Annotated in this window: 17 protein-coding genes; 9 read left to right on the forward strand and 8 right to left on the reverse strand. The window is 70.8% G+C overall.

Annotated elements, in window-relative coordinates; translation table 11 throughout:
* Nucleotides 1–89: 89 nt before the first annotated feature.
* A complete protein-coding gene (locus tag AAC944_RS24250) occupies nt 90–851 on the reverse strand; it encodes a GntR family transcriptional regulator (RefSeq protein ID WP_030620778.1) in 762 nt (253 codons plus the stop codon).
* Between the two features lie 242 nt (nt 852–1,093).
* Here AAC944_RS24250 and AAC944_RS24255 point away from each other — a divergent pair, with 242 nt between their 5' ends.
* From AAC944_RS24255 to AAC944_RS24275, 5 genes are all read left to right on the forward strand, one after another.
* The gene (locus AAC944_RS24255) at nt 1,094–2,347 is read left to right on the forward strand and encodes an extracellular solute-binding protein (protein ID WP_030620780.1); all 1,254 of its coding nucleotides are present in this window, start codon (nt 1,094–1,096) and stop codon (nt 2,345–2,347) included.
* 78 nt (nt 2,348–2,425) lie between these two features.
* Entirely contained in the window at nt 2,426–3,412 is a 987-nt protein-coding gene (locus AAC944_RS24260) for a carbohydrate ABC transporter permease (RefSeq protein WP_030620782.1), read from the forward strand.
* Nucleotides 3,409–4,239: a carbohydrate ABC transporter permease gene (locus tag AAC944_RS24265; RefSeq protein ID WP_030620784.1), complete on the forward strand. Its 831-nt coding sequence runs from the start codon at nt 3,409–3,411 to the stop codon at nt 4,237–4,239. Before AAC944_RS24260 ends, AAC944_RS24265 begins: the two co-directional genes overlap by 4 nt.
* A gap of 217 nt (nt 4,240–4,456) precedes the next feature.
* The gene (locus AAC944_RS24270; protein ID WP_030620787.1) at nt 4,457–6,031 is read left to right on the forward strand and encodes a glycoside hydrolase family 3 protein; all 1,575 of its coding nucleotides are present in this window, start codon (nt 4,457–4,459) and stop codon (nt 6,029–6,031) included.
* 51 nt (nt 6,032–6,082) lie between these two features.
* Nucleotides 6,083–7,153 (forward strand): SIS domain-containing protein, encoded by a 1,071-nt coding sequence (locus tag AAC944_RS24275; protein WP_030620790.1) that lies wholly within the window; start codon nt 6,083–6,085, stop codon nt 7,151–7,153.
* A gap of 147 nt (nt 7,154–7,300) precedes the next feature.
* On the opposite strand, the gene AAC944_RS24280 is transcribed toward AAC944_RS24275, so the two are convergent.
* Complete coding sequence (locus AAC944_RS24280) at nt 7,301–8,062, reverse strand: SDR family oxidoreductase (protein ID WP_030620793.1); 762 nt, start codon at nt 8,060–8,062, stop codon at nt 7,301–7,303.
* 287 nt (nt 8,063–8,349) lie between these two features.
* Here AAC944_RS24280 and AAC944_RS24285 point away from each other — a divergent pair, with 287 nt between their 5' ends.
* Together AAC944_RS24285 and AAC944_RS24290 are read left to right on the forward strand one after the other, a co-directional pair.
* Nucleotides 8,350–8,892, forward strand: coding sequence for a TetR/AcrR family transcriptional regulator (locus tag AAC944_RS24285; RefSeq protein ID WP_368396433.1), 543 nt, complete (start codon nt 8,350–8,352; stop codon nt 8,890–8,892).
* A 376-nt stretch (nt 8,893–9,268) separates the two neighbouring features.
* Nucleotides 9,269–10,738 (forward strand): sensor histidine kinase, encoded by a 1,470-nt coding sequence (locus AAC944_RS24290; RefSeq protein WP_030620801.1) that lies wholly within the window; start codon nt 9,269–9,271, stop codon nt 10,736–10,738.
* A gap of 430 nt (nt 10,739–11,168) precedes the next feature.
* Here the strand turns inward: AAC944_RS24290 and AAC944_RS24295 are convergent, their stop codons facing one another.
* Nucleotides 11,169–11,426, reverse strand: coding sequence for a WhiB family transcriptional regulator (locus tag AAC944_RS24295; protein WP_003983230.1), 258 nt, complete (start codon nt 11,424–11,426; stop codon nt 11,169–11,171).
* Between the two features lie 318 nt (nt 11,427–11,744).
* Complete coding sequence (locus tag AAC944_RS24300; RefSeq protein ID WP_030620803.1) at nt 11,745–12,728, reverse strand: diacylglycerol/lipid kinase family protein; 984 nt, start codon at nt 12,726–12,728, stop codon at nt 11,745–11,747.
* Between the two features lie 82 nt (nt 12,729–12,810).
* Between AAC944_RS24300 and AAC944_RS24305 the strand changes: the two genes are divergently transcribed.
* A complete protein-coding gene (locus tag AAC944_RS24305; protein ID WP_030620806.1) occupies nt 12,811–13,266 on the forward strand; it encodes a hypothetical protein in 456 nt (151 codons plus the stop codon).
* A gap of 324 nt (nt 13,267–13,590) precedes the next feature.
* Here the strand turns inward: AAC944_RS24305 and AAC944_RS24310 are convergent, their stop codons facing one another.
* From AAC944_RS24310 to AAC944_RS24325, 4 genes are all read right to left on the reverse strand, one after another.
* Nucleotides 13,591–14,523, reverse strand: a complete 933-nt coding sequence (locus AAC944_RS24310) for an RNA polymerase sigma factor SigF (RefSeq protein WP_030620809.1) — start codon at nt 14,521–14,523, stop codon at nt 13,591–13,593.
* Between the two features lie 43 nt (nt 14,524–14,566).
* Nucleotides 14,567–14,983, reverse strand: a complete 417-nt coding sequence (locus AAC944_RS24315; protein WP_030620813.1) for an ATP-binding protein — start codon at nt 14,981–14,983, stop codon at nt 14,567–14,569.
* Nucleotides 14,984–15,248: 265 nt separating this feature from the next.
* Nucleotides 15,249–15,737, reverse strand: a complete 489-nt coding sequence (locus tag AAC944_RS24320; protein WP_030620815.1) for a GNAT family N-acetyltransferase — start codon at nt 15,735–15,737, stop codon at nt 15,249–15,251.
* Between the two features lie 97 nt (nt 15,738–15,834).
* Nucleotides 15,835–16,095, reverse strand: coding sequence for a UBP-type zinc finger domain-containing protein (locus AAC944_RS24325; protein WP_030620817.1), 261 nt, complete (start codon nt 16,093–16,095; stop codon nt 15,835–15,837).
* A gap of 39 nt (nt 16,096–16,134) precedes the next feature.
* On the opposite strand from AAC944_RS24325, the gene AAC944_RS24330 reads away from it, so the two are divergent.
* On the forward strand, nt 16,135–17,742 hold the full coding sequence (locus AAC944_RS24330) for a Na+/H+ antiporter (protein WP_030620819.1): 1,608 nt from the start codon (nt 16,135–16,137) through the stop codon (nt 17,740–17,742).
* The last annotated feature ends 57 nt before the right edge of the window (nt 17,743–17,799 follow it).

Raw genomic sequence — 17,799 nt, forward strand, 5'->3', positions numbered from 1 at the left:
ACCCGGGTGACGGGGATGAGCGGTTCCGTTCGCCCCGCCGGACGGGCCGCCGGGGCCCCGCCGTACCGCCGGCCGTCCGGCCGCCGCGGTCAGTCGTTCGGCCGCTGCAGCCGGGCCACGAACTTGTACCGGTCGCCGCGGTAGACCGAGCGCACCCACTCCACCGGGCGGCCCTGGTGGTCCAGGGAGTGCCGGGAGAGCAGCAGCATCGGCAGGCCCACGTCCGTGCCCAGGAGTCCGGCCTCGCGCGGGGTGGCGAGGGAGGTCTCGATGGTCTCCTCGGCCTCCGCCGGGCGGACGTCGTAGACCTCGGCGAGCGCGGTGTAGAGGGAGGTGTACTTGACCAGATTGCGGCGGAGCGCCGGGAAGCGCTTGGCCGAGAGGTGGGTGGTCTCGATGGCCATCGGTTCGCCGCTGGCCAGCCGCAGCCGTTCGATGCGCAGCACCCGGCCGCCCGCCGCTATGTCCAGCAGCCCGGCCAGCCGGTCGTCGGCGGTGACGTAGCCGATGTCCAGCAGTTGCGAGGTGGGCTCCAGGCCCTGGGCGCGCATGTCCTCGGTGTACGAGGTCAGTTGGAGGGCCTGGGAGACCTTGGGCTTGGCGACGAAGGTGCCCTTGCCCTGGATGCGCTCCAGCCGTCCTTCGACGACCAGTTCCTGCAGGGCCTGCCGTACGGTCGTCCGCGAGGTGTCGAACTCCGAGGCCAGGGTGCGCTCGGGCGGTACGGGCGTGCCCGGTGGCAGGGTCTCGGTGATCTCCAGCAAGTGCCTCTTGAGCCGGTAGTACTTGGGCACCCGGGCGGTGCGCGCGGCTCCGCCGCCGGACTCCGCGCCGGCCCCGTCGGTCTCCATGGTCCGCCCTTCCGACTCCACTCGTGCTGTCGTCACCGGCTCCTCCGTGCGTAGCGGCTCACATCGTGGCACGGGTGGGGTGCCGATGCTCCCCCGCAGGTCCACACCTGCCGGATGTCGGTCCGGTAACGGAGCCGACTGCGACTCTTATACACCTCTTGACACCCCTAAAGGTCTAGGCCAAGCTGCGGGCACTGGTCTAAACCATTAAAGACCACACCCAGCCATTAGGGGAGTGTGCTGTGAAGCGTGGGCTGATCGCGGCGACGGCAGTCGCGGGAATGCTGGTAAGTGTCGCGGCCTGCGGGTCCGGCGATTCGGTGGGGGCGGACGACAAGACGCTCACCGTATGGGCCATGGACGGCTCCACACCGCCCGGCTGGACGAAGGACGTCAAGGCGGCCTTCGAGAAGAAGACCGGTGCGAAGCTGAAGATCGAGATCCAGAAGTGGAACGGCATTCAGCAGAAGATCACCACGGCGCTCTCCGAGGAGAACCCGCCCGACGTCATCGAGGTCGGCAACACCCAGACCCCCGCCTACGCCAAGACCTCGGGCCTGGCCGAACTGGACGACCTCAAGAAGGAGATCGGCGCCGACTGGACGCCGTCCCTGAACAAGTCGGCCGTCTACCAGGGCAAGCAGTACGCCGCCCCCTGGTTCGCCGCCAACCGCGTCGTCATCTACAACAAGAAGATCTGGGCCGAGGCCGGCATCAAGGACACGCCGAAGACCCGCAGCGAGTTCTTCAAGGACCTGGAGCAGATCCAGCGGAAGACCGACGCCGAGCCGATCTACCTGCCCGGCCAGAACTGGTACTTCTTCGACGGCCTGACCATCGGCACCAAGGCCGACCTGGTGAAGAAGCAGGGCGGCAAGTGGGTCTCCAACCTCGCCGACCCCAAGGTCGCCAAGGCCATGGACATCTACAAGCAGTACCAGTCCTTCAGCAAGGCCCCCAAGGACAAGGACGAGGCCACCCCGCAGCAGGGCGAGGTCTTCGCCAAGGGGAAGACCGGCGCGTTCATCGGCATGGGCTGGGAATCCGGCATCGCCGTCAAGGCCAACCCGAAGATCGAGAAGGACATCGGCTACTTCACCATCCCCGGTGAGACCGCCGGCACGCCCGAAGGCGTCTTCCTCGGCGGCTCCAACCTCGCCGTCGCCGCGGGCAGCCAGAAGCAGGACCTCGCCAAGGAGTTCCTGAAGATCGCGCTCTCCGACAAGTACGAGAGGCAGCTCGCCGAGGAAGGCGGCGTCATCCCCAACAAGGAGTCGCTGCAGGACGCGCTGAAGGGCAACCCCGCGGGCGAGGCGGCCGTCCCCGCCGTCGCCGGCGGCGGCACCACCCCGCTCATCCCGGAATGGGGCGCGGTGGAGAACCCGCCCAACCCCGTCAAGACGTACATGACCGCCGTCCTGAACGGAAAGAGCGCCGCGGACGCCGCCCGGCAGGTCGAGGGCGAATTCAACAAGCGGCTCAGCCAGCAGCAGTAGGCACCGGCACCTGCCGGGGGACGGCTCACGTCCCCCGGCAGGTGCGTCGCCGGGGAGGGCGCGAACGAGATGGCAGCCATGTCAGTACAGAGCAGACGCACCGCGGACCCGCCCGGGACCGCCCGCAAGCGGGGGAACGGCGGCCCGCCCAGGACATCGCAGCGGCCACGCCGGCGAACGGCCGGCCGGGCGCCGTACCTCCTGCTGCTCCCCGCCCTCGCCGTCACCGTGGTCCTCCTCGGCTATCCGATGGTCACCAACGGCGTGCTGTCCTTCCAGAACCTCAACATGGGGCAGCTCATCCAGCACGTCACGGAGTGGAACGGCGGCGACAACTACCGCCAGATCCTCGGCAGCGCCGAATTCTGGCGGGTCACCGTCCGCTCCCTCCTCTTCACCGCCGCCAACGTCCTCCTCATCATGGTCGTCGGCACCCTCACCGGCCTGCTCCTCGCCCGGCTCGGTCCCCGGATGCGGCTCACGCTCCTCTTCGGCCTCGTCCTCGCCTGGGCCATGCCGCCCATCGCCGCCACCACCGTCTACCAGTGGCTCTTCGCCCAGCGGTTCGGTGTCGTCAACTGGGTACTGGACCGCCTCGGCTGGCACTCCATGGCGGACTTCAACTGGACCGGCAGCCAGTTCTCCACCTTCTTCGTCGTCATCGTCCTGATCGTCTGGCAGTCCGTCCCCTTCGTCGCGATCAACCTCTACGCCGCGACCACCACCATCCCCAAGGAGCTCTACGAAGCCGCCGCCCTCGACGGCGCCGGCGTGTGGAAGAGCTTCAGCTCCGTCACGCTGCCGTTCATCAGGCCGTTCCTCTACGCGACGACGTTCCTCGAAGTCATCTGGGTCTTCAAAGCCTTCACGCAGGTGTTCGCCATCAACGAGGGCGGCCCCGAGCGGCTCACCGAGATCCTCCCCGTCTACGCCTTCATCGAGGGCATGGGCAACCAGCACTACGGCATGGGCGCGGCGATCTCCCTGCTGACCATCGTCATCCTGCTCGCGCTCACCTCGTACTACCTCCGCATCGTGCTCCGACAAGAGGAGGACGAGCGATGAAGCGCACCCTCTTCGGCCGCATCTGGCCCAACGCCACGGCCCTGTTCCTGACCGCCGGCTTCCTCTTCCCCGTCTACTGGATGTTCAGCACGGCGCTGAAGCCCACCGGTGACATCATCAGCGAGGACCCGGTGTGGTTCCCGCTCGCCCCGACCCTCGAACACTTCCGGACCGCCGTCAGCGCCCCGAACTTCTGGGGTTACGTCGGCAACTCCGTCACCGTCACCGTCCTCGCCGTCGGCATGTCCCTCGTCATCGCCCTGCTCGCGTCCTTCGCGATCGCCCGGATGCGCTTCAAGGGACGCCGCGGCATCATCGTCACCTTCATGATCGCCCAGATGGCGCCCTGGGAGGTCATGGTCATCGCGATCTACATGATCGTCCGGGACGGCGCCATGCTGAACAGTCTGGTCCCGCTCACCCTCTTCTACATGGTGATGGTGCTGCCCTTCACGATCCTCACCCTCCGCGGCTACATCGCGGCCGTCCCCAAGGAGCTGGAGGAGTCCGCCATGGTCGACGGCTGCTCCCGCCCCCAGGCCTTCGTGAAGGTCATCCTGCCGCTGCTCGCCCCCGGGCTGATGGCGACCTCGCTCTTCGGCTTCATCACCGCCTGGAACGAGTTCCCCCTCGTCCTCGTCCTCAACAAGCAGACCGAGGCCCAGACCCTGCCCCTCTGGCTCTCCGGCTTCCAGACCAACTTCGGCGACGACTGGGGGGCCACCATGGCCGCCGCCTCCCTCTTCGCCCTTCCCATCCTGCTCCTCTTCCTCTTCCTCCAGCGCAAGGCGGTCGGCGGACTGACGGCGGGGGCGGTGAAGGGGTGACGGGGACGACCCTGCCGTACCGCGACACCGCCACGAGCACGGGCACCCGTGGGGTGCCGACCCCGCCGTTCCGCGACCGGATCCCGCCTGCCTCCGGTCCGGTGCCGCCGGAATGCGGTCTGATGAGGTCCGCCCCCGGCCCCGTACGGCCCGCCCCCGGCCGTACCGCCGCCCGCCCGCCTGCCCGCTCCTGCGCAGCGAAGGGACACGCAGCTCCATGACGACGCTCGCCCGCTCCGCCGACACCCTCACCCGCGACGCGCTGGCCGTGCTCCAGCCCGGCTTCACCGGGACCGACGCGCCGGACTGGCTGCTGCGCCGACTCGGCGAGGGCCTCACGTCCGTCGGCCTGTTCGGCCGCAACGTCCACAGCCCCGAACAGCTCGCCGGCCTCAGCTCCCGCCTCCGCGCCGAGACCGACGGCATCCTCATCGCCATCGACGAGGAAGGCGGCGACGTCACCCGCCTCGAAGTACGCGGCGGCTCCTCCTTCCCCGGCAACCTCGCCCTCGGCGCCGTCGACGACCCCGCCCTCACCCACGCCGTCGCCCGCGAACTCGGCCGCCGCCTCGCCGACTGCGGCATCAACCTGAACTGGGCCCCCAGCGCCGACGTCAACTCCAACCCGGACAACCCCGTCATCGGCGTACGCTCCTTCGGCTCCGACCCGGACCTCGTCGCCCGTCACACCGCCGCCTACGTCCAGGGCCTGCAGGCCGCCGGCGTCGCCGCCTGCACCAAGCACTTCCCCGGCCACGGCGACACCGCCGTCGACTCCCACCACGACCTCCCCCGCATCGACGCCGCCCTCGACACGCTGCACACCCGCGAACTCGTCCCCTTCCAGGCCGCCGTCACGGCCGGCACCAAAGCCGTCATGAGCGCCCACATCCTCGTACCGGCCCTGGACGACGACCTGCCCGCCACCCTCAGCCCGGCCGCCCTGCACGGACTGCTCCGCGCGCCCGTCGCGGCCGGCGGCCTCGGCTTCGACGGCCTGATCGTCACCGACGCCGTGGAGATGCAGGCCATCGCCGCCACCTACGGCATCGAACGCGGCAGCGTGCTCGCCATCGCCGCCGGCGCCGACGCCATCTGCGTCGGCGGGGGCCTCGCCGACGAGCACACCGTCCTCCGCCTCCGCGACGCCCTCGTACGCGCCGTCCGCTCCGGCGCCCTCCCCGAGGAACGCCTCGCCGAGGCCGCCGCCCGGGTCCGCACCCTCTCGCAGTGGACCCGGCAGGCCGCACCGGGCACGGACACGGCAGCGCCGTACCTGACGGCCGCGGCCGCCCGGACGGCCGCCGACCCCGAGGTCGGGCTGCGGGCCGCCCGCCGGGCGCTGCGGACGACCGCGGGCAGCGCACCCTACGAGCCGCTGCGCACGCCGGCCTACGTGGCGGCCTTCACGCCGGTCGCCAACATCGCCGTGGGCGACGAGACCCCCTGGGGCGTGGCCGCCGAACTCACCCGGCTGCTCCCCGGGACCGACACCGGCGGCTTCAGCGCAGCTCAGGCCGCCGAGACCGGTACGCCCGCAATAATCTCAAATGTGCTCCGCGAGGCGGCGGATCGTAGGATCGTCGCAGTGGTACGCGACGTTCACCGGCACCCCTGGATGGCCGACGCCCTGGCCGCTCTCATCGCCGCCCGGCCCGACACCGTCGTGGTCGAGATGGGAGTACCGCAGGCGCCGCCCACCGGAGCGCTGCACATCGCGACTCATGGGGCCGCCCGCGTCTGCGGACGGGCCGCCGCGGAGGTCATCACCGGCACCCACGCCGGACGCTGACGCCCGCGGTTCACACGAACCGCATAGAACTGCCACCTGGAGGCACCCAGCATGTCCGCCACGACGTCGGCCCAGCACAGCGAGCAGCCGGGCCGGATCATGTCCGGCGAGATGGCCGAACAGCCCGCCGTGCTGCGCCGCATCCTCACCGAGGGTGCTCCCAAGATCCGCGAGGTCGCCGAGCAGATCGCCGCGCGCAACCCGCGCTTCGTCCTGCTCACCGCCCGCGGTACCTCCGACAACGCGGCGCTGTACGCCAAGTACCTGCTCGAGGTGCAGCTCGGCAAGCCCTGCGGCCTCACCTCCATGTCCACCACCACCGCCTACGGCGCCCAGCCCGACCTCACCGACTGCCTGGTCATCACCGTCAGCCAGTCCGGTGGCTCCCCGGACCTCGTCGCCTCCACCAAGGCCGCCCGCGCGGCCGGCGCGATCACCCTCGCGGTGACCAACAACGCCGACTCCCCGCTCGCCGAGGTCAGCGAGTTCCACATCGACGTACTGGCCGGGCCCGAGAAGGCCCTGCCCGCCACGAAGACGTACACCGCCGAGCTGCTGGCCCTCTACCTCTTTGTCGAGGGTCTGCGCGGCGGCGACGGCGCGGCCGCCAAGGTCCTACCCGAGCTCGCCGACTCCGTCCTGGCCCGCCAGGACGAGGTCAAGGCGCTCGCCGCCCGCTACCGCTTCGCGGAGCGCATGGTCCTCACCTCCCGTGGTTACGGCTACCCCACCGCCAAGGAAGCCGCGCTGAAGCTGATGGAGACCAGCTACATCCCGGCGCTGTCCTACTCCGGGGCCGACCTGCTGCACGGCCCGCTGGCCATGGTCGACAACATCTCGCCGGTCATCGCGATCGTCACCGAGGGCAAGGGCGGCGAGGCCCTGCAGCCGGTGCTGGAGCGCCTGCGCGGGCGCGGCGCCGACCTGGTCGTCGTCGGCAGCCAGGCCGAGGTGGACAAGGCCGCCGCGGGCTTCGCCCTGCCGACCGACGGGGTCGCCGAGGAGGTCCAGCCGATCCTCGAGATCCTGCCGCTGCAGATGCTCGCCTACGAGGTGACCATCGCCCGCGGCCAGGACCCGGACGCCCCCCGCTCCCTGGCCAAGGTCACCGAAACCCGCTGAGAGACGACGGGACCCGGCGGCCGGGACCGGCCCGGGCCCCACGGCGGCCCCGTCCCAGGCAGTCCCGTCTCAGGCGGCGCCCCTCGCTTTTCGGCACGGCCCCTGTTCCTCACGGAGCGGGGGCCGTGGCGTTTCCGGGGGGCGGGGTCAGAGCAGGGCGCCGCCCGTGGCGTCGATCCACTGGCCCGTTATCCAGCGGCTGTCGTCCGAGGCGAGGAACGACACGATGTCGGCGATGTCCGTGGCGTCGGCCATCCGGGCCAGGGGCGAGGCGGAGCGCACCCCTTCGCGGGCCGCGGCGTTCTCCGGTCCGCGGAGCCAGCCGGCGTTCATGTCCGTGTCGACCACGCCGGGAGCCACGGCGTTGACCGTGATGCCCCGGGCGCCCACCTCCTTGGCCAGGGTGGAGGTGAAGACGTCGACGGCGCCCTTGGTCATGGCGTACGCGATCAGCTCGGGCATGGCCGCACCGCGGGTCAGATTCGTGGAGGTGTTGATGATGCGGCCGCCGTCGCGCAGCCGCTCCAGGCCGAGCTGGGTGACGAAGAACGGGGCCTTGGTGTTGACCGCGAAGAGCCGGTCGAAGTCCTCCTCCGAGACGCCGGCGAGCGGCTCGCGGACGCCGGCGATGCCGGCGTTGTTCACCAGGATGTCCAGGCCGTCCGCCTGGGTGTCGAACGCGGACCACAGGGCCTCGGCGCTGCCCGGCCGCCCCAACTCCGCCTGCAGGGCGGACGCCTGGCCGCCCGCGGCCTCGATGGCGGCCACCGTGTCCTTCGCCGCGGCTTCGTCCCGGCCGTAGTGCACGACGACGCGCGCGCCGTCCGCCGCCAGCCGCTCCGAGATGGCCCGGCCGATGCCCCTGCTGCCACCCGTCACCAGCGCGGTCCTGCCTGCGAGCCTGCTCATGGAAGCCCCTCCCTTATTTCTGTAGCGGTCGCTATGGAAAGAACCTAACAGAGTTTTGCTAGCGGGCGCTATAGAATTCTCGAACGAGGGATGAGGGAGGCGACGATGGTTGACGGCGAGCGGTCGCGGCAGGCGGCCGACCAGCCCGGAACGGTTCACGCGCGCCGCGCGGCCGGCGCGTCGGGGACGGCGGAGTCCGCCCCCGCCCCCGCCCCCCGCCCCCCGCCCCCGCCAAGCGGCGTGGCCGGCCGCGGGCCTTCGACCGGGAGACGGCTCTGGAGCAAGCCATGCGCTCCTTCTGGGAGCAGGGCTACGACGCGACCTCGATCTCCGACCTGACCCGCGTGATGGGCATCAGCGCGCCCAGCCTGTACGCCGCCTTCGGGGACAAGAAGGCCCTGTTCGGCGAGGTGGTGGCGGAGTACGGGCGGCTGTACGGCAACTTCATCGGCCGGGCCGTGGCCGAGGAACCGACCGCCCGGCGGGCCGTGGAGCGCGCGCTGCGCGAGGCCGCGGTGGAGTACACCGCGCCCGGCCGGCCGCACGGCTGCCTCATCATCAGCGCGGCGCTCAACACCACGCCCGCCTCCGCGGAAGTCGCCGAGTCGCTGCGGGAGATACGGCAGTCCAACATCGCGGAGATCGAGCGGAAGATCCGCGCGGACGTGGCGGCGGGCGAGCTGCCGGCCGGTACGGACGCCGCGGCCCTCGCGCACTACACGGGAGCCGTCCTCCAGGGGATGTCGCAGCAGTCACGGGACGGCGCCGACCAGGAGACGCTGGAGCGGATCGCGGGTACGGCGATGCGGGCCTGGCCCGGCACACCCTGACACGTGCGGCGACGGCCGGCCGCGTCACCCGTACGGGGGAGCGGCCGACGGCCGGGAGCGGGGGAGAGGGCCCTGAAAACACCCGCGGGCCGCGGCGCCGGGACAGGACCCTCAACCTGTCCGGCACCGCAGCCCGGAGCTGACATCGGCCGGTGCACGCCGTGAGGTGTGCGGTTCCTCGCGGCGCCCGGTCCGGCCGATCGGAGGCCGCGGCGCAGTCAGGGCAGAGAGCGCCTCGGTCCTCTATCCGCCTTCCTGTGCGGGGAAGGCGGAGGCCTTTACCGAATCATTGTGGACTAGACCATGCTCATCAGTCCATGCCTGTGCACGGTCAACGCTTACACCGTACGCCGGTAGGCTCGCATGTGTGCCCTCCATGAACGATCTCGTCCGCCAGCACACCGCTCTGAGCGACTCCGACCTCGAGTGGCTCCACATGCTGGTCTCCGAATGGCAGCTGCTGTCCGACCTGTCCTTCGCCGACCTCGTCCTGTGGGTGCCCACCCTGGACGGCACCCGCTACGTGTCGGTCGCGCAGATGCGCCCGAACACCGGTCCGACGTCGTACCAGGACGACATGGTCGGCCACCTGGTGCCGCGCGGCCGCCGCCCCATGCTCGATTCCGCGTTGGACGAGGGCCGCATCGTACGCGAGGGCGACCCCGAGTGGCGCGAGGAGGTGCCCGTACGGGTCGAGTCCATCCCCGTACGCCGTGAGGGCCGGGTCCTCGGTGTCATCGCCCGGAACACCAACCTGCTGACCGTACGGACCCCCAGCCGGCTGGAGCTCACCTACCTGCAGAGCGCCTCCGACCTGGCGCAGATGATTGCCGCAGGATCGTTTCCCTTCCCCGGCCAGCAGGTCGACATGGACGCCTCGCCGCGGGCCGGTGACGGGCTCATCCGGCTCGACGCCGACGGCGTCGTCCAGTACGCCAGCCCGAACGCGCTCTCCGCTTACCACCGCCTCGGACTCGCCGCCGACCTCGTGGGCCACCACCTCGGCCGGGCCACCGCCGAACTGGCGCCCGCCCGCGGCCCCGTGGACGAGGCACTGGTGAAGCTCGCCAGCGGCTGGGCACCGCGTGAATTCGAGGTCGAGGGGAACGACGGCGTCATTCAACTGCGCGCCATCCCGCTCAAACCGAAGGGCACGCACATCGGTTCACTCGTGCTGCTGCGCGACGTCACCGAATTGCGACGCCGAGAGCGCGAATTGATTACGAAGGACGCGACCATCCGGGAAATCCACCACCGGGTGAAGAACAACCTGCAGACCGTAGCCGCCCTGCTGCGGCTGCAGGCCCGCCGGATGGATTCGCCGCAGGGGCGCGAGGCGCTCAACGAGGCGGTCCGCAGGGTCGGTTCGATCGCGATCGTCCATGAGACGCTGTCCCAGACGCTGGACGAGCGGGTGGAGTTCGACGAGATCGCCGACCGGGTGCTGGCCATGGTGGCGGAGATCTCGCCCGGAAAGGTGACCGGACGGCGCAGCGGCCGCTTCGGGATTCTGGACGCCGAGGTCGCGACCCCGCTGTCGATGGTGCTCACCGAAGTCCTGCAGAACGCCCTGGAGCACGCCTTCGCGCCGGGGGAGCTCGGCACGGTCCAGGTGGGCGCGGTACGCGGCGGCAGCTCCACGGAGCCGCGGCTGCGGGTCACCGTCCAGGACGACGGGCGCGGGCTGCCCGAGGGGTTCGACCCGCAGCGTGCGGGCAACCTCGGCCTGCAGATCGTCCGCACGCTGGTCGAGGGCGAGATGGGCGGCACGTTCGACATGCTGCCGGCGCCGGAGCGCGGCACCCAGGTGGTGCTGGACATCCCGGTGCGGGCCGAGAAGCACTGAGGTACCGCGGCTGAACGGTCCGGTACTCGGGCGCGGTTCAGTACTCGGGCACGGTCCGGTACTCGGGCACGGTCCGGTGCTCGGGCACGGTCCGGTGCTCGGGCACGGTCCGGTACTCGGGCGCGGTCCGGTGCTCGGGCGCGGTTCAGTACTCGGGCTCGGTCCGGTACTCGGGCGCCGCGTCCGAGGGCCGGATGCGCGGGCGTACGCACGGGCGCCCCCCCGCCGTGCACACGCCGCATGTGCCCCGGGCGCTCCCGGCACGCGTCGCCCGGACGGTGGACGGCTGACGGGCAGCAGCAGCGGCTCCGGCCCGGCCCCGGACAGCAGTAAGCCCCGGACCGAGTTACGGTCCGGGGCTCAAAGCTCACGTTGCTTAGCGCATCGGGGGTACTGCGCGCTGCGGCTCGGATGCCACGGGGCGTCTGGTTCAGGCGCTGGCGTTGCGCGCCCGGTTACGAGCCGCACGGCGCTTCATTGCGCGGCGCTCGTCCTCGCTCAGACCACCCCAGACGCCGGAGTCCTGGCCGGACTCGAGCGCCCACTGCAGGCACTGCTCCATGACGGGGCAGCGGCGGCAGACGGCCTTGGCTTCCTCGATCTGCAGCAGCGCAGGACCGGTGTTGCCGATGGGGAAGAAGAGCTCGGGGTCTTCCTCGCGGCAAACGGCGCGGTGACGCCAGTCCATGGCTGCTCCATCTCCTCGTATTACGGGAAAGTTGCTTGTGAATGTGAACGCTTTCACGAATCCCTCCGCAAGGGAAGGGCCGAACGCCCGCAAGGGGCTGGTGCGGTCCTGGGAAAGAGGAGGGGATTCGGGCTCTCAAGGGGGCCGGTAGAGCGGCCGTCCCGATCGCCATGAAGAGACTCGCAAACCTCGGCGACGGATACAACCCCTTCCGGAAACTTTTTTTTGATTCCTTGGTGTCGCCTAGGTCACAGCCGTACTTCTAGGGGGTGGAAGTCAGCCTAAACGTTCGACTGAAAGGACTTTAGGCCCTACTGCTCACACAATCACACGCAGTGCACGGCGTACGCCTGTGAACGTCACGCTGGAACGCAGTCCCAGGTGGTCGCCGTCCATCTGAAAGGGCAGTGGAACCTGTGAATGCAAGGTGAAGTCTGTCTGATCATGGAGCGATACGGCGTGCTTTCCCTGTGGCCCGCGGTCGGGGGTTGACGCCAGCAGCTGGGTGGCGTAGCGCGCGACCGCCGGGGTGGACAGTCTGGTCAGCGCGAACACGTCCAGAGCGGTGTCGAAGGACGCCTTCGGAGCCGGGTACACCGGACGGTTGCCCAGGTAGGTCCAGGGTGCGGTGTTGCAGATTATGGACAGGACGAGATCCTCGATCACCTCCGTCGTGCCTGGTTCGGCGCCCGGGCGCTCCAGCGTGATCGTGCCGTGCCGGCGGTGCGGGTCGCCCATGAACTGGCGCATCACCTGCCGCACGTACAGCGCGTGCGTCGAACGCTTGCCGCGTTCGCGCTGCTGTTCGACTCGGCCCACGACTCCGGCGTCGAAGCCGAACCCCGCGCAGAAGGTGAACCAGCGCTCGGGAATCATTTCGTCCTGGGTGTCCGCTGTGCCGGCGGCCAAACCCAGTCCGACCGTCCGTTCGCTGCCGTCGCGCAGCGCGTCCAGCAGGGCGCCGGTGGCCTCCACGGCGTCGTTCGGCAGGCCGAGGGCGCGGGCGAAGACGTTGGTGGAGCCGCCGGGGACCACGGCGAGGCGCGGCAGCGCCTCCGGATCCGGGCCGTGCGTCAGCAGACCGTTGACGACCTCGTTGACCGTGCCGTCGCCGCCGAGCGCGACCACCAGCTCCGTCTCGCCGCTCTCCGCGGCCCGGCGGGCCAGGTCCCGCGCGTGACCTCTGTACTCGGTCTGCGCGACCTCCAGCTTCAGGTCACTGGCCAGCGCGTGGGCCAGTACGTCACGGGTGCGCGCACTGGTGGTGGTTGCCGCGGGGTTGACCACAAGTAGTGCACGCATGGGATGCAGGGTACCTACCTGCTGGTACGAGGGCCCAGCCCTGCCCGTCAGGTGGACCGGGCTCCGGCGCTACCCTGCTGGGGTGAGCAGCAGCAAGCAGAACCGGACCGCAGCCGCCCCCACGCCCGCCCCCGAGCCGGCCGGGCCACGGCCGCGCAGGCTGACCGCGGCGGCGGCGCTCACGGGCCTGGAAGGGCTCGCGCTGGCGGCGCTGGGCGTCTACATGCTGGTCGACGGGCTCACCGGTTCGCCGGACAGCCCGCGTCAGGCCGAGATGGGCGGGATCACCCTCATCGTGCTGGCACTGCTGCCGCTGATCGCCGCGCGCGGGCTGTGGCTGCGGCGCCGCTGGAGCCGCGGGCCCTCGCTGATCACCCAGATCGTGGCGCTGCCGGTGGCCTGGACGCTGATCAACGGCGGCGGCGCGCTGCTCGCGGGCGGCATCGTCCTGGGCGTGGTGGCGCTCGTCGTGCTCGGCCTGCTGGTCAACCCGACGGCCACCGAGGCGCTGGGCATCGGCCCGCGCGAGGACGGCTAGGTCGTTTCTGACGGCTCTTGGCCGACTGCCGGGGAGATCATCCGCGCAACGCGAATTGCCTCGTGAGGCGCCTGCCACCCAGCCGGCCACACCCATGGCAGCCATCGGATGGGTTCAAGAGCCGTCAGAAGGGCTCTAGCCGTACACGGGCGCGCCGGCGAGCGCCCCCGGAAGCCGGGGCGGCCGGTCGTACGCGAAGGGCGCGGGCGCACCGTCCGGGAGGCTCGCTGTGCCTCCCGGGCCGTCCGGTGCGGACCGCGCCCAGGGGTGCTGTCGCCGGGAGTCGGCAGGTCCGGCGGTCTCCCGCCCCGCCGGAGCGTCGCCCTACTCCTCGACCAGCAGCTTGTCGCGGAGCTGGGCCAGGGTGCGGGCCAGCAGCCGGGAGACGTGCATCTGCGAGATGCCGACCTCCTGGGCGATCTGCGACTGGGTCATGTTGCCGAAGAAGCGCAGCAGCAGGATCTTCTTCTCGCGCGGCGGCAGGTCCTCCAGCAGCGGCTTGAGGGATTCGCGGTACTCCACACCCTCCAGCGCCTCGTCCTCGGCGCCCAGGGTGTCGGCGACCGCGGGGGACTCGTCGTCGGTGTCGGGAACGTCCAGCGAGAGGGTGCTGTAGGCATTGGCCGATTCCAGCCCCTCCAGCACCTCTTCCTCGGAGATGCGCAGGTGCTCGGCCAGCTCGTGGACCGTGGGCGCACGGCCGTGCCGCTGGGAGAGCTCAGCGGTCGCCGTGGTCAGCGACAGCCGCAGCTCCTGCAGCCGGCGCGGCACCCGGACCGCCCAGCCCTTGTCGCGGAAGTGCCGCTTGATCTCGCCGACGACGGTCGGGGTGGCGTACGTGGAGAACTCCACGCCGCGCTCCGGGTCGAACCGGTCCACCGACTTGATCAGGCCGATCGTGGCGACCTGGGTCAGGTCGTCCAGCGGCTCGCCGCGGTTACGGAAGCGCCGGGCGAGATGCTCCACCAGGGGCAGGTGCATCCGGACCAGGGTGTTGCGCAGCTCCGCGCGCTCGTCGGAGCCCTCCGGAAGCTTGCGCAGCTCGTAGAACATCGCGCGGGCACCGCTGCGGTCGTGCGGATCCTGCGCATCATGGGGGTGATGCTGCGGATCCTGCTGCTGCCGCTGCTGCTCGCTGTGGTCCATGTGGTCCGCCCGCTCTGCCTGCTCCGCCGCGTTCAACCGGCCGCTGAGGTCGTCCGAGCCCATCGGGTGCGGCCGGGCCTGCTGCTCGGGGATGGCCAGTCTCGGCTCCATCCGCGCGCCGCGCTCCAGATCCTTCACAGGGCCCCCTCTTCGGTCATGGCGCTCCGGGAGCGGCGCCGCGCTTCTTGTGCAGACTGATGGAGACCGTCCGGTCCTCGGCGACGGTGGAGTCGACCTCGCCGGCCAGTGCGGAGAGCACCGTCCAGGCGAAGGTGTCGCGCTCGGGGGCGCGGCCGTCGGTGGTGGGGGCCGACACGGTCACTCGCAGCGCGTCGCCGACCAGCCGGAAGACGCAGCTCAGCACACTGCCGGGGACGGCTTGCTGCAGGAGGATCGCGCACGCCTCGTCGACGGCGATACGCAGATCCTCGATCTCGTCGAGGGTGAAGTCCAGACGGGCTGCCAGTCCGGCCGTGGCCGTACGCAGCACCGAAAGGTAGGCACCCGCGGCGGGCAGCCGGACTTCCACGAAGTCCTGAGTAGTCCCGGGCTCGCCTGCGATAGGGGACACCCTCACCTCCAAGGTGACACAAGCTGATTGAGCTGATATTCATGCCGGACCGGCTTCTCCCGGCGGGAGAAGCGGCCACCGGCACAGCGCATGCGCTGTGTGACGCTATCGCGATCTGCGGTGCAATGTCGCCCGGGATCGGCGTGGCTGCCTGCCTGGCACGACAGTGGGACTCGCGGTGTCCCGCAAACCTACGAGTGTCACTCATTGTAAGCCTACGGGTACGGACAGTGGCTAGGGGTCTGCACTGCCAAATCGGCGCCGGTTACGCTGCGTTGGCATCTGCAGTTGCCGCGAGCTCGTGCAGTGCCTCTCCAGTGAGCCGGAAGACGGTCCATTCGTCCATGGGCTGAGCACCGATCGACTTGTATATACCGATGGACGGTTCATTCCAATCCAGGACTGACCATTCAAAACGTCCGTATCCACGGTGGACGCATATCTGCGCCAAGGTCGAGAGCAGTGCCTTGCCGTGGCCGCCGCCGCGGTACTCGGGGCGAACGTACAGGTCCTCCAGATAGACACCGTGCGTGCCCGTCCAGGTGGAGAAGTTCCGGAACCACAGGGCAAAGCCCACGGGCGCCCCGGACTCCTCCGCGATCAGTCCGAAGACGGCCGGATGGTCGCCGAACAGGGCGTCGCGCAGCTGCTCTTCGGTGGCCTTCGCGGACTCCGGCTCGCGCTCGTACTCCGCGAGCTCGCGGATCATGGCGTGGATGGCGGGGACGTCGTCGGGCGTCGCGTTGCGGATCATGCCGTGAAGGCTAGCCGTACCCACTGACAGCCGGCCGCGGCGAAGGGCCCCGGCGGGCGGGCCGCAGGTCCCGTCCGCGCGTACCGCCGGGCGCGGCTCACACCAGGGACTTGTCGGCGAAGCACCAGCGCCAGTCCTCGCCCGCCCCGAAGGAGCGCATCACCGGGTGCCCGGTCTGCTCGAAGTGTGCCGTGGCGTGCCGGTACGGCGAGGAGTCGCAGCAGCCGACGTGTCCGCAGACCAGGCAGAGCCGCAGCTGCACGGGGTGGCTGCCGGCGGCGAGGCACTCGGGACAGGTGTCGCTCAGTGCGGCCGGTTCGGGGCGCGGCAGTTCGAGAACGTGCGGACACTCGCTCATGATTGCCAGATTAGCCGGAACACGGGGACGGGTCGTGCCATGGACGTGATGCCACTGTTGTCGCTGGTCGCCGGGAGTGCGGCGGTCGCGGGACTCGCGCGGCGCACCCCGCTGCCCGCGCCCCTGCTGCTCGTCGCGGCGGGGCTCGGGGCCGCGTACCTGCCCGGGGTCCCCGACTACCCGCTCGACCCGCACATCGTGCTGCCGCTGCTGCTGCCGCCCCTGCTGCACACCGCGGCGCTGGACAGCTCCTACCTGGACCTGCGGGCCAATGTGCGCCCCGTGGCGCTGCTGTCGGTCGGCTACGTGCTCTTCGCGTCGCTCGTCGTGGGGTACGCCGCGTACCTCGTGATCCCGGACCTGCCGCTGACCGCGGCGCTCGTGCTCGGTGCCGTGGTCGCGCCCCCGGACGCGGTGGCGGCCACCGCCATCGCCCGCCGGCTGCGGCTGCCCGGCCGGATCACGACCATCCTGCAGGGTGAGTCGCTGGTCAACGACGCCACCGCCATCACCGCGTACAAGGTGGCGCTCGCCGCGGCCGTCGGTGAGGGCGCGACCTGGGCCGGCGGCCTGAAGGAATTCCTGATCGCGTCGGTCGGCGGTATCGGGATCGGGCTGGTCCTCATGGGGCCGCTGCACTGGCTGCGCTGCAAGCTGCGGGACTCCGCGCTGCTGGAGAACACCCTGTCGCTGCTCATCCCGTTCCTCGCGTACGCGGTGGCCGAGCAGGTCGGCGCCTCCGGAGTGCTCGCCGTCGTGGTGGTCGCGCTGTACCTCGGGCACCGCTCGTGGCAGGTGAACTTCGAGACGCGGCTCCAGGAGGCCGCGGTGTGGTCGATGGTCTCCTTCGTGCTGGAGTCCGCGGTGTTCGCGCTCATCGGACTGCAGCTCCCGGTCGTGCTGCGGGGGCTGGGGGAGTTCAGCACCGCGCAGGCGCTCACGTACGCCGCGCTGGTCTTCGTGGTGGTGGTGCTGGCGCGCTTCCTGTGGGTGTTCCCCGCGACCTACCTGCCCCGGTGGCTGTCGGCGCGGATCCGGGAGCGCGAGCCCTCGACGACCTGGTCGGCGCCGGTGATCGTGGGCTGGGCCGGGATGCGCGGCGTGGTCTCCCTGGCGATCGCCTTCTCCATCCCGCAGACGGTGCACGACGGGGAGCCGTTCCCGGCGCGCAACCTGGTGCTCTTCCTGACCTTCAGCACCGTCATCGGCACCCTTGTGATCCAGGGGCTGACGCTGCCGCCGCTGATCCGCGCCCTGAAGCTGCCCCGCCCGGACCCGCAGGCCGAGACGCTCGCCGAGGCGCAGGCCCAGAACGACGCGTCGGACGCGGCGGAACGGCGGCTGGGCGAGCTCCTGGAGGACCCGCGCAACGCTCTGCCGGGGCCCCTGGAGGACCGGCTGCGCACCGTCCTGGAGCGGCGCCGCAACGCCGTCTGGGAGCGGCTGGGGCCGGCGAACGCGGAGACGGGGGAGTCGGTGGAGGCGACCTATCTGCGGCTGGCCCGGGAGATGATCGGCGCGGAACGCGAGGTCTTCGTGCAGCTGCGCGACGCGCGGCGGATCGACGACGAGATGCTGCGGACCCTGCTGCGCCGGCTGGACCTGGAGGAGGCGGCGGCGTACCGGGAGACGGTGAGCCCGGAGTAGGCGGTCCGGCCGCCCCGTACGGCAGCGAGCCGACAAGCGCGCCGCCCCGTACGGCGC

This window comes from Streptomyces sclerotialus, from assembly GCF_040907265.1.
GTDB classification, from domain to species: domain Bacteria; phylum Actinomycetota; class Actinomycetes; order Streptomycetales; family Streptomycetaceae; genus Streptomyces; species Streptomyces sclerotialus.

Coding starts and splice junctions, on each gene's coding strand:
- AAC944_RS24250 (WP_030620778.1), bottom strand. CDS start 851: ATGGAGACCGACGGGGCCGGCGCGGAGTCCGGCGGCGGAGCCGCGCGC.
- AAC944_RS24260 (WP_030620782.1), top strand. CDS start 2,426: ATGTCAGTACAGAGCAGACGCACCGCGGACCCGCCCGGGACCGCCCGC.
- AAC944_RS24265 (WP_030620784.1), top strand. CDS start 3,409: ATGAAGCGCACCCTCTTCGGCCGCATCTGGCCCAACGCCACGGCCCTG.
- AAC944_RS24270 (WP_030620787.1), top strand. CDS start 4,457: ATGACGACGCTCGCCCGCTCCGCCGACACCCTCACCCGCGACGCGCTG.
- AAC944_RS24275 (WP_030620790.1), top strand. CDS start 6,083: ATGTCCGCCACGACGTCGGCCCAGCACAGCGAGCAGCCGGGCCGGATC.
- AAC944_RS24280 (WP_030620793.1), bottom strand. CDS start 8,062: ATGAGCAGGCTCGCAGGCAGGACCGCGCTGGTGACGGGTGGCAGCAGG.
- AAC944_RS24285 (WP_368396433.1), top strand. CDS start 8,350: ATGCGCTCCTTCTGGGAGCAGGGCTACGACGCGACCTCGATCTCCGAC.
- AAC944_RS24290 (WP_030620801.1), top strand. CDS start 9,269: ATGAACGATCTCGTCCGCCAGCACACCGCTCTGAGCGACTCCGACCTC.
- AAC944_RS24295 (WP_003983230.1), bottom strand. CDS start 11,426: ATGGACTGGCGTCACCGCGCCGTTTGCCGCGAGGAAGACCCCGAGCTC.
- AAC944_RS24300 (WP_030620803.1), bottom strand. CDS start 12,728: ATGCGTGCACTACTTGTGGTCAACCCCGCGGCAACCACCACCAGTGCG.
- AAC944_RS24310 (WP_030620809.1), bottom strand. CDS start 14,523: ATGGAGCCGAGACTGGCCATCCCCGAGCAGCAGGCCCGGCCGCACCCG.
- AAC944_RS24320 (WP_030620815.1), bottom strand. CDS start 15,737: ATGATCCGCAACGCGACGCCCGACGACGTCCCCGCCATCCACGCCATG.
- AAC944_RS24325 (WP_030620817.1), bottom strand. CDS start 16,095: ATGAGCGAGTGTCCGCACGTTCTCGAACTGCCGCGCCCCGAACCGGCC.
- AAC944_RS24330 (WP_030620819.1), top strand. CDS start 16,135: ATGGACGTGATGCCACTGTTGTCGCTGGTCGCCGGGAGTGCGGCGGTC.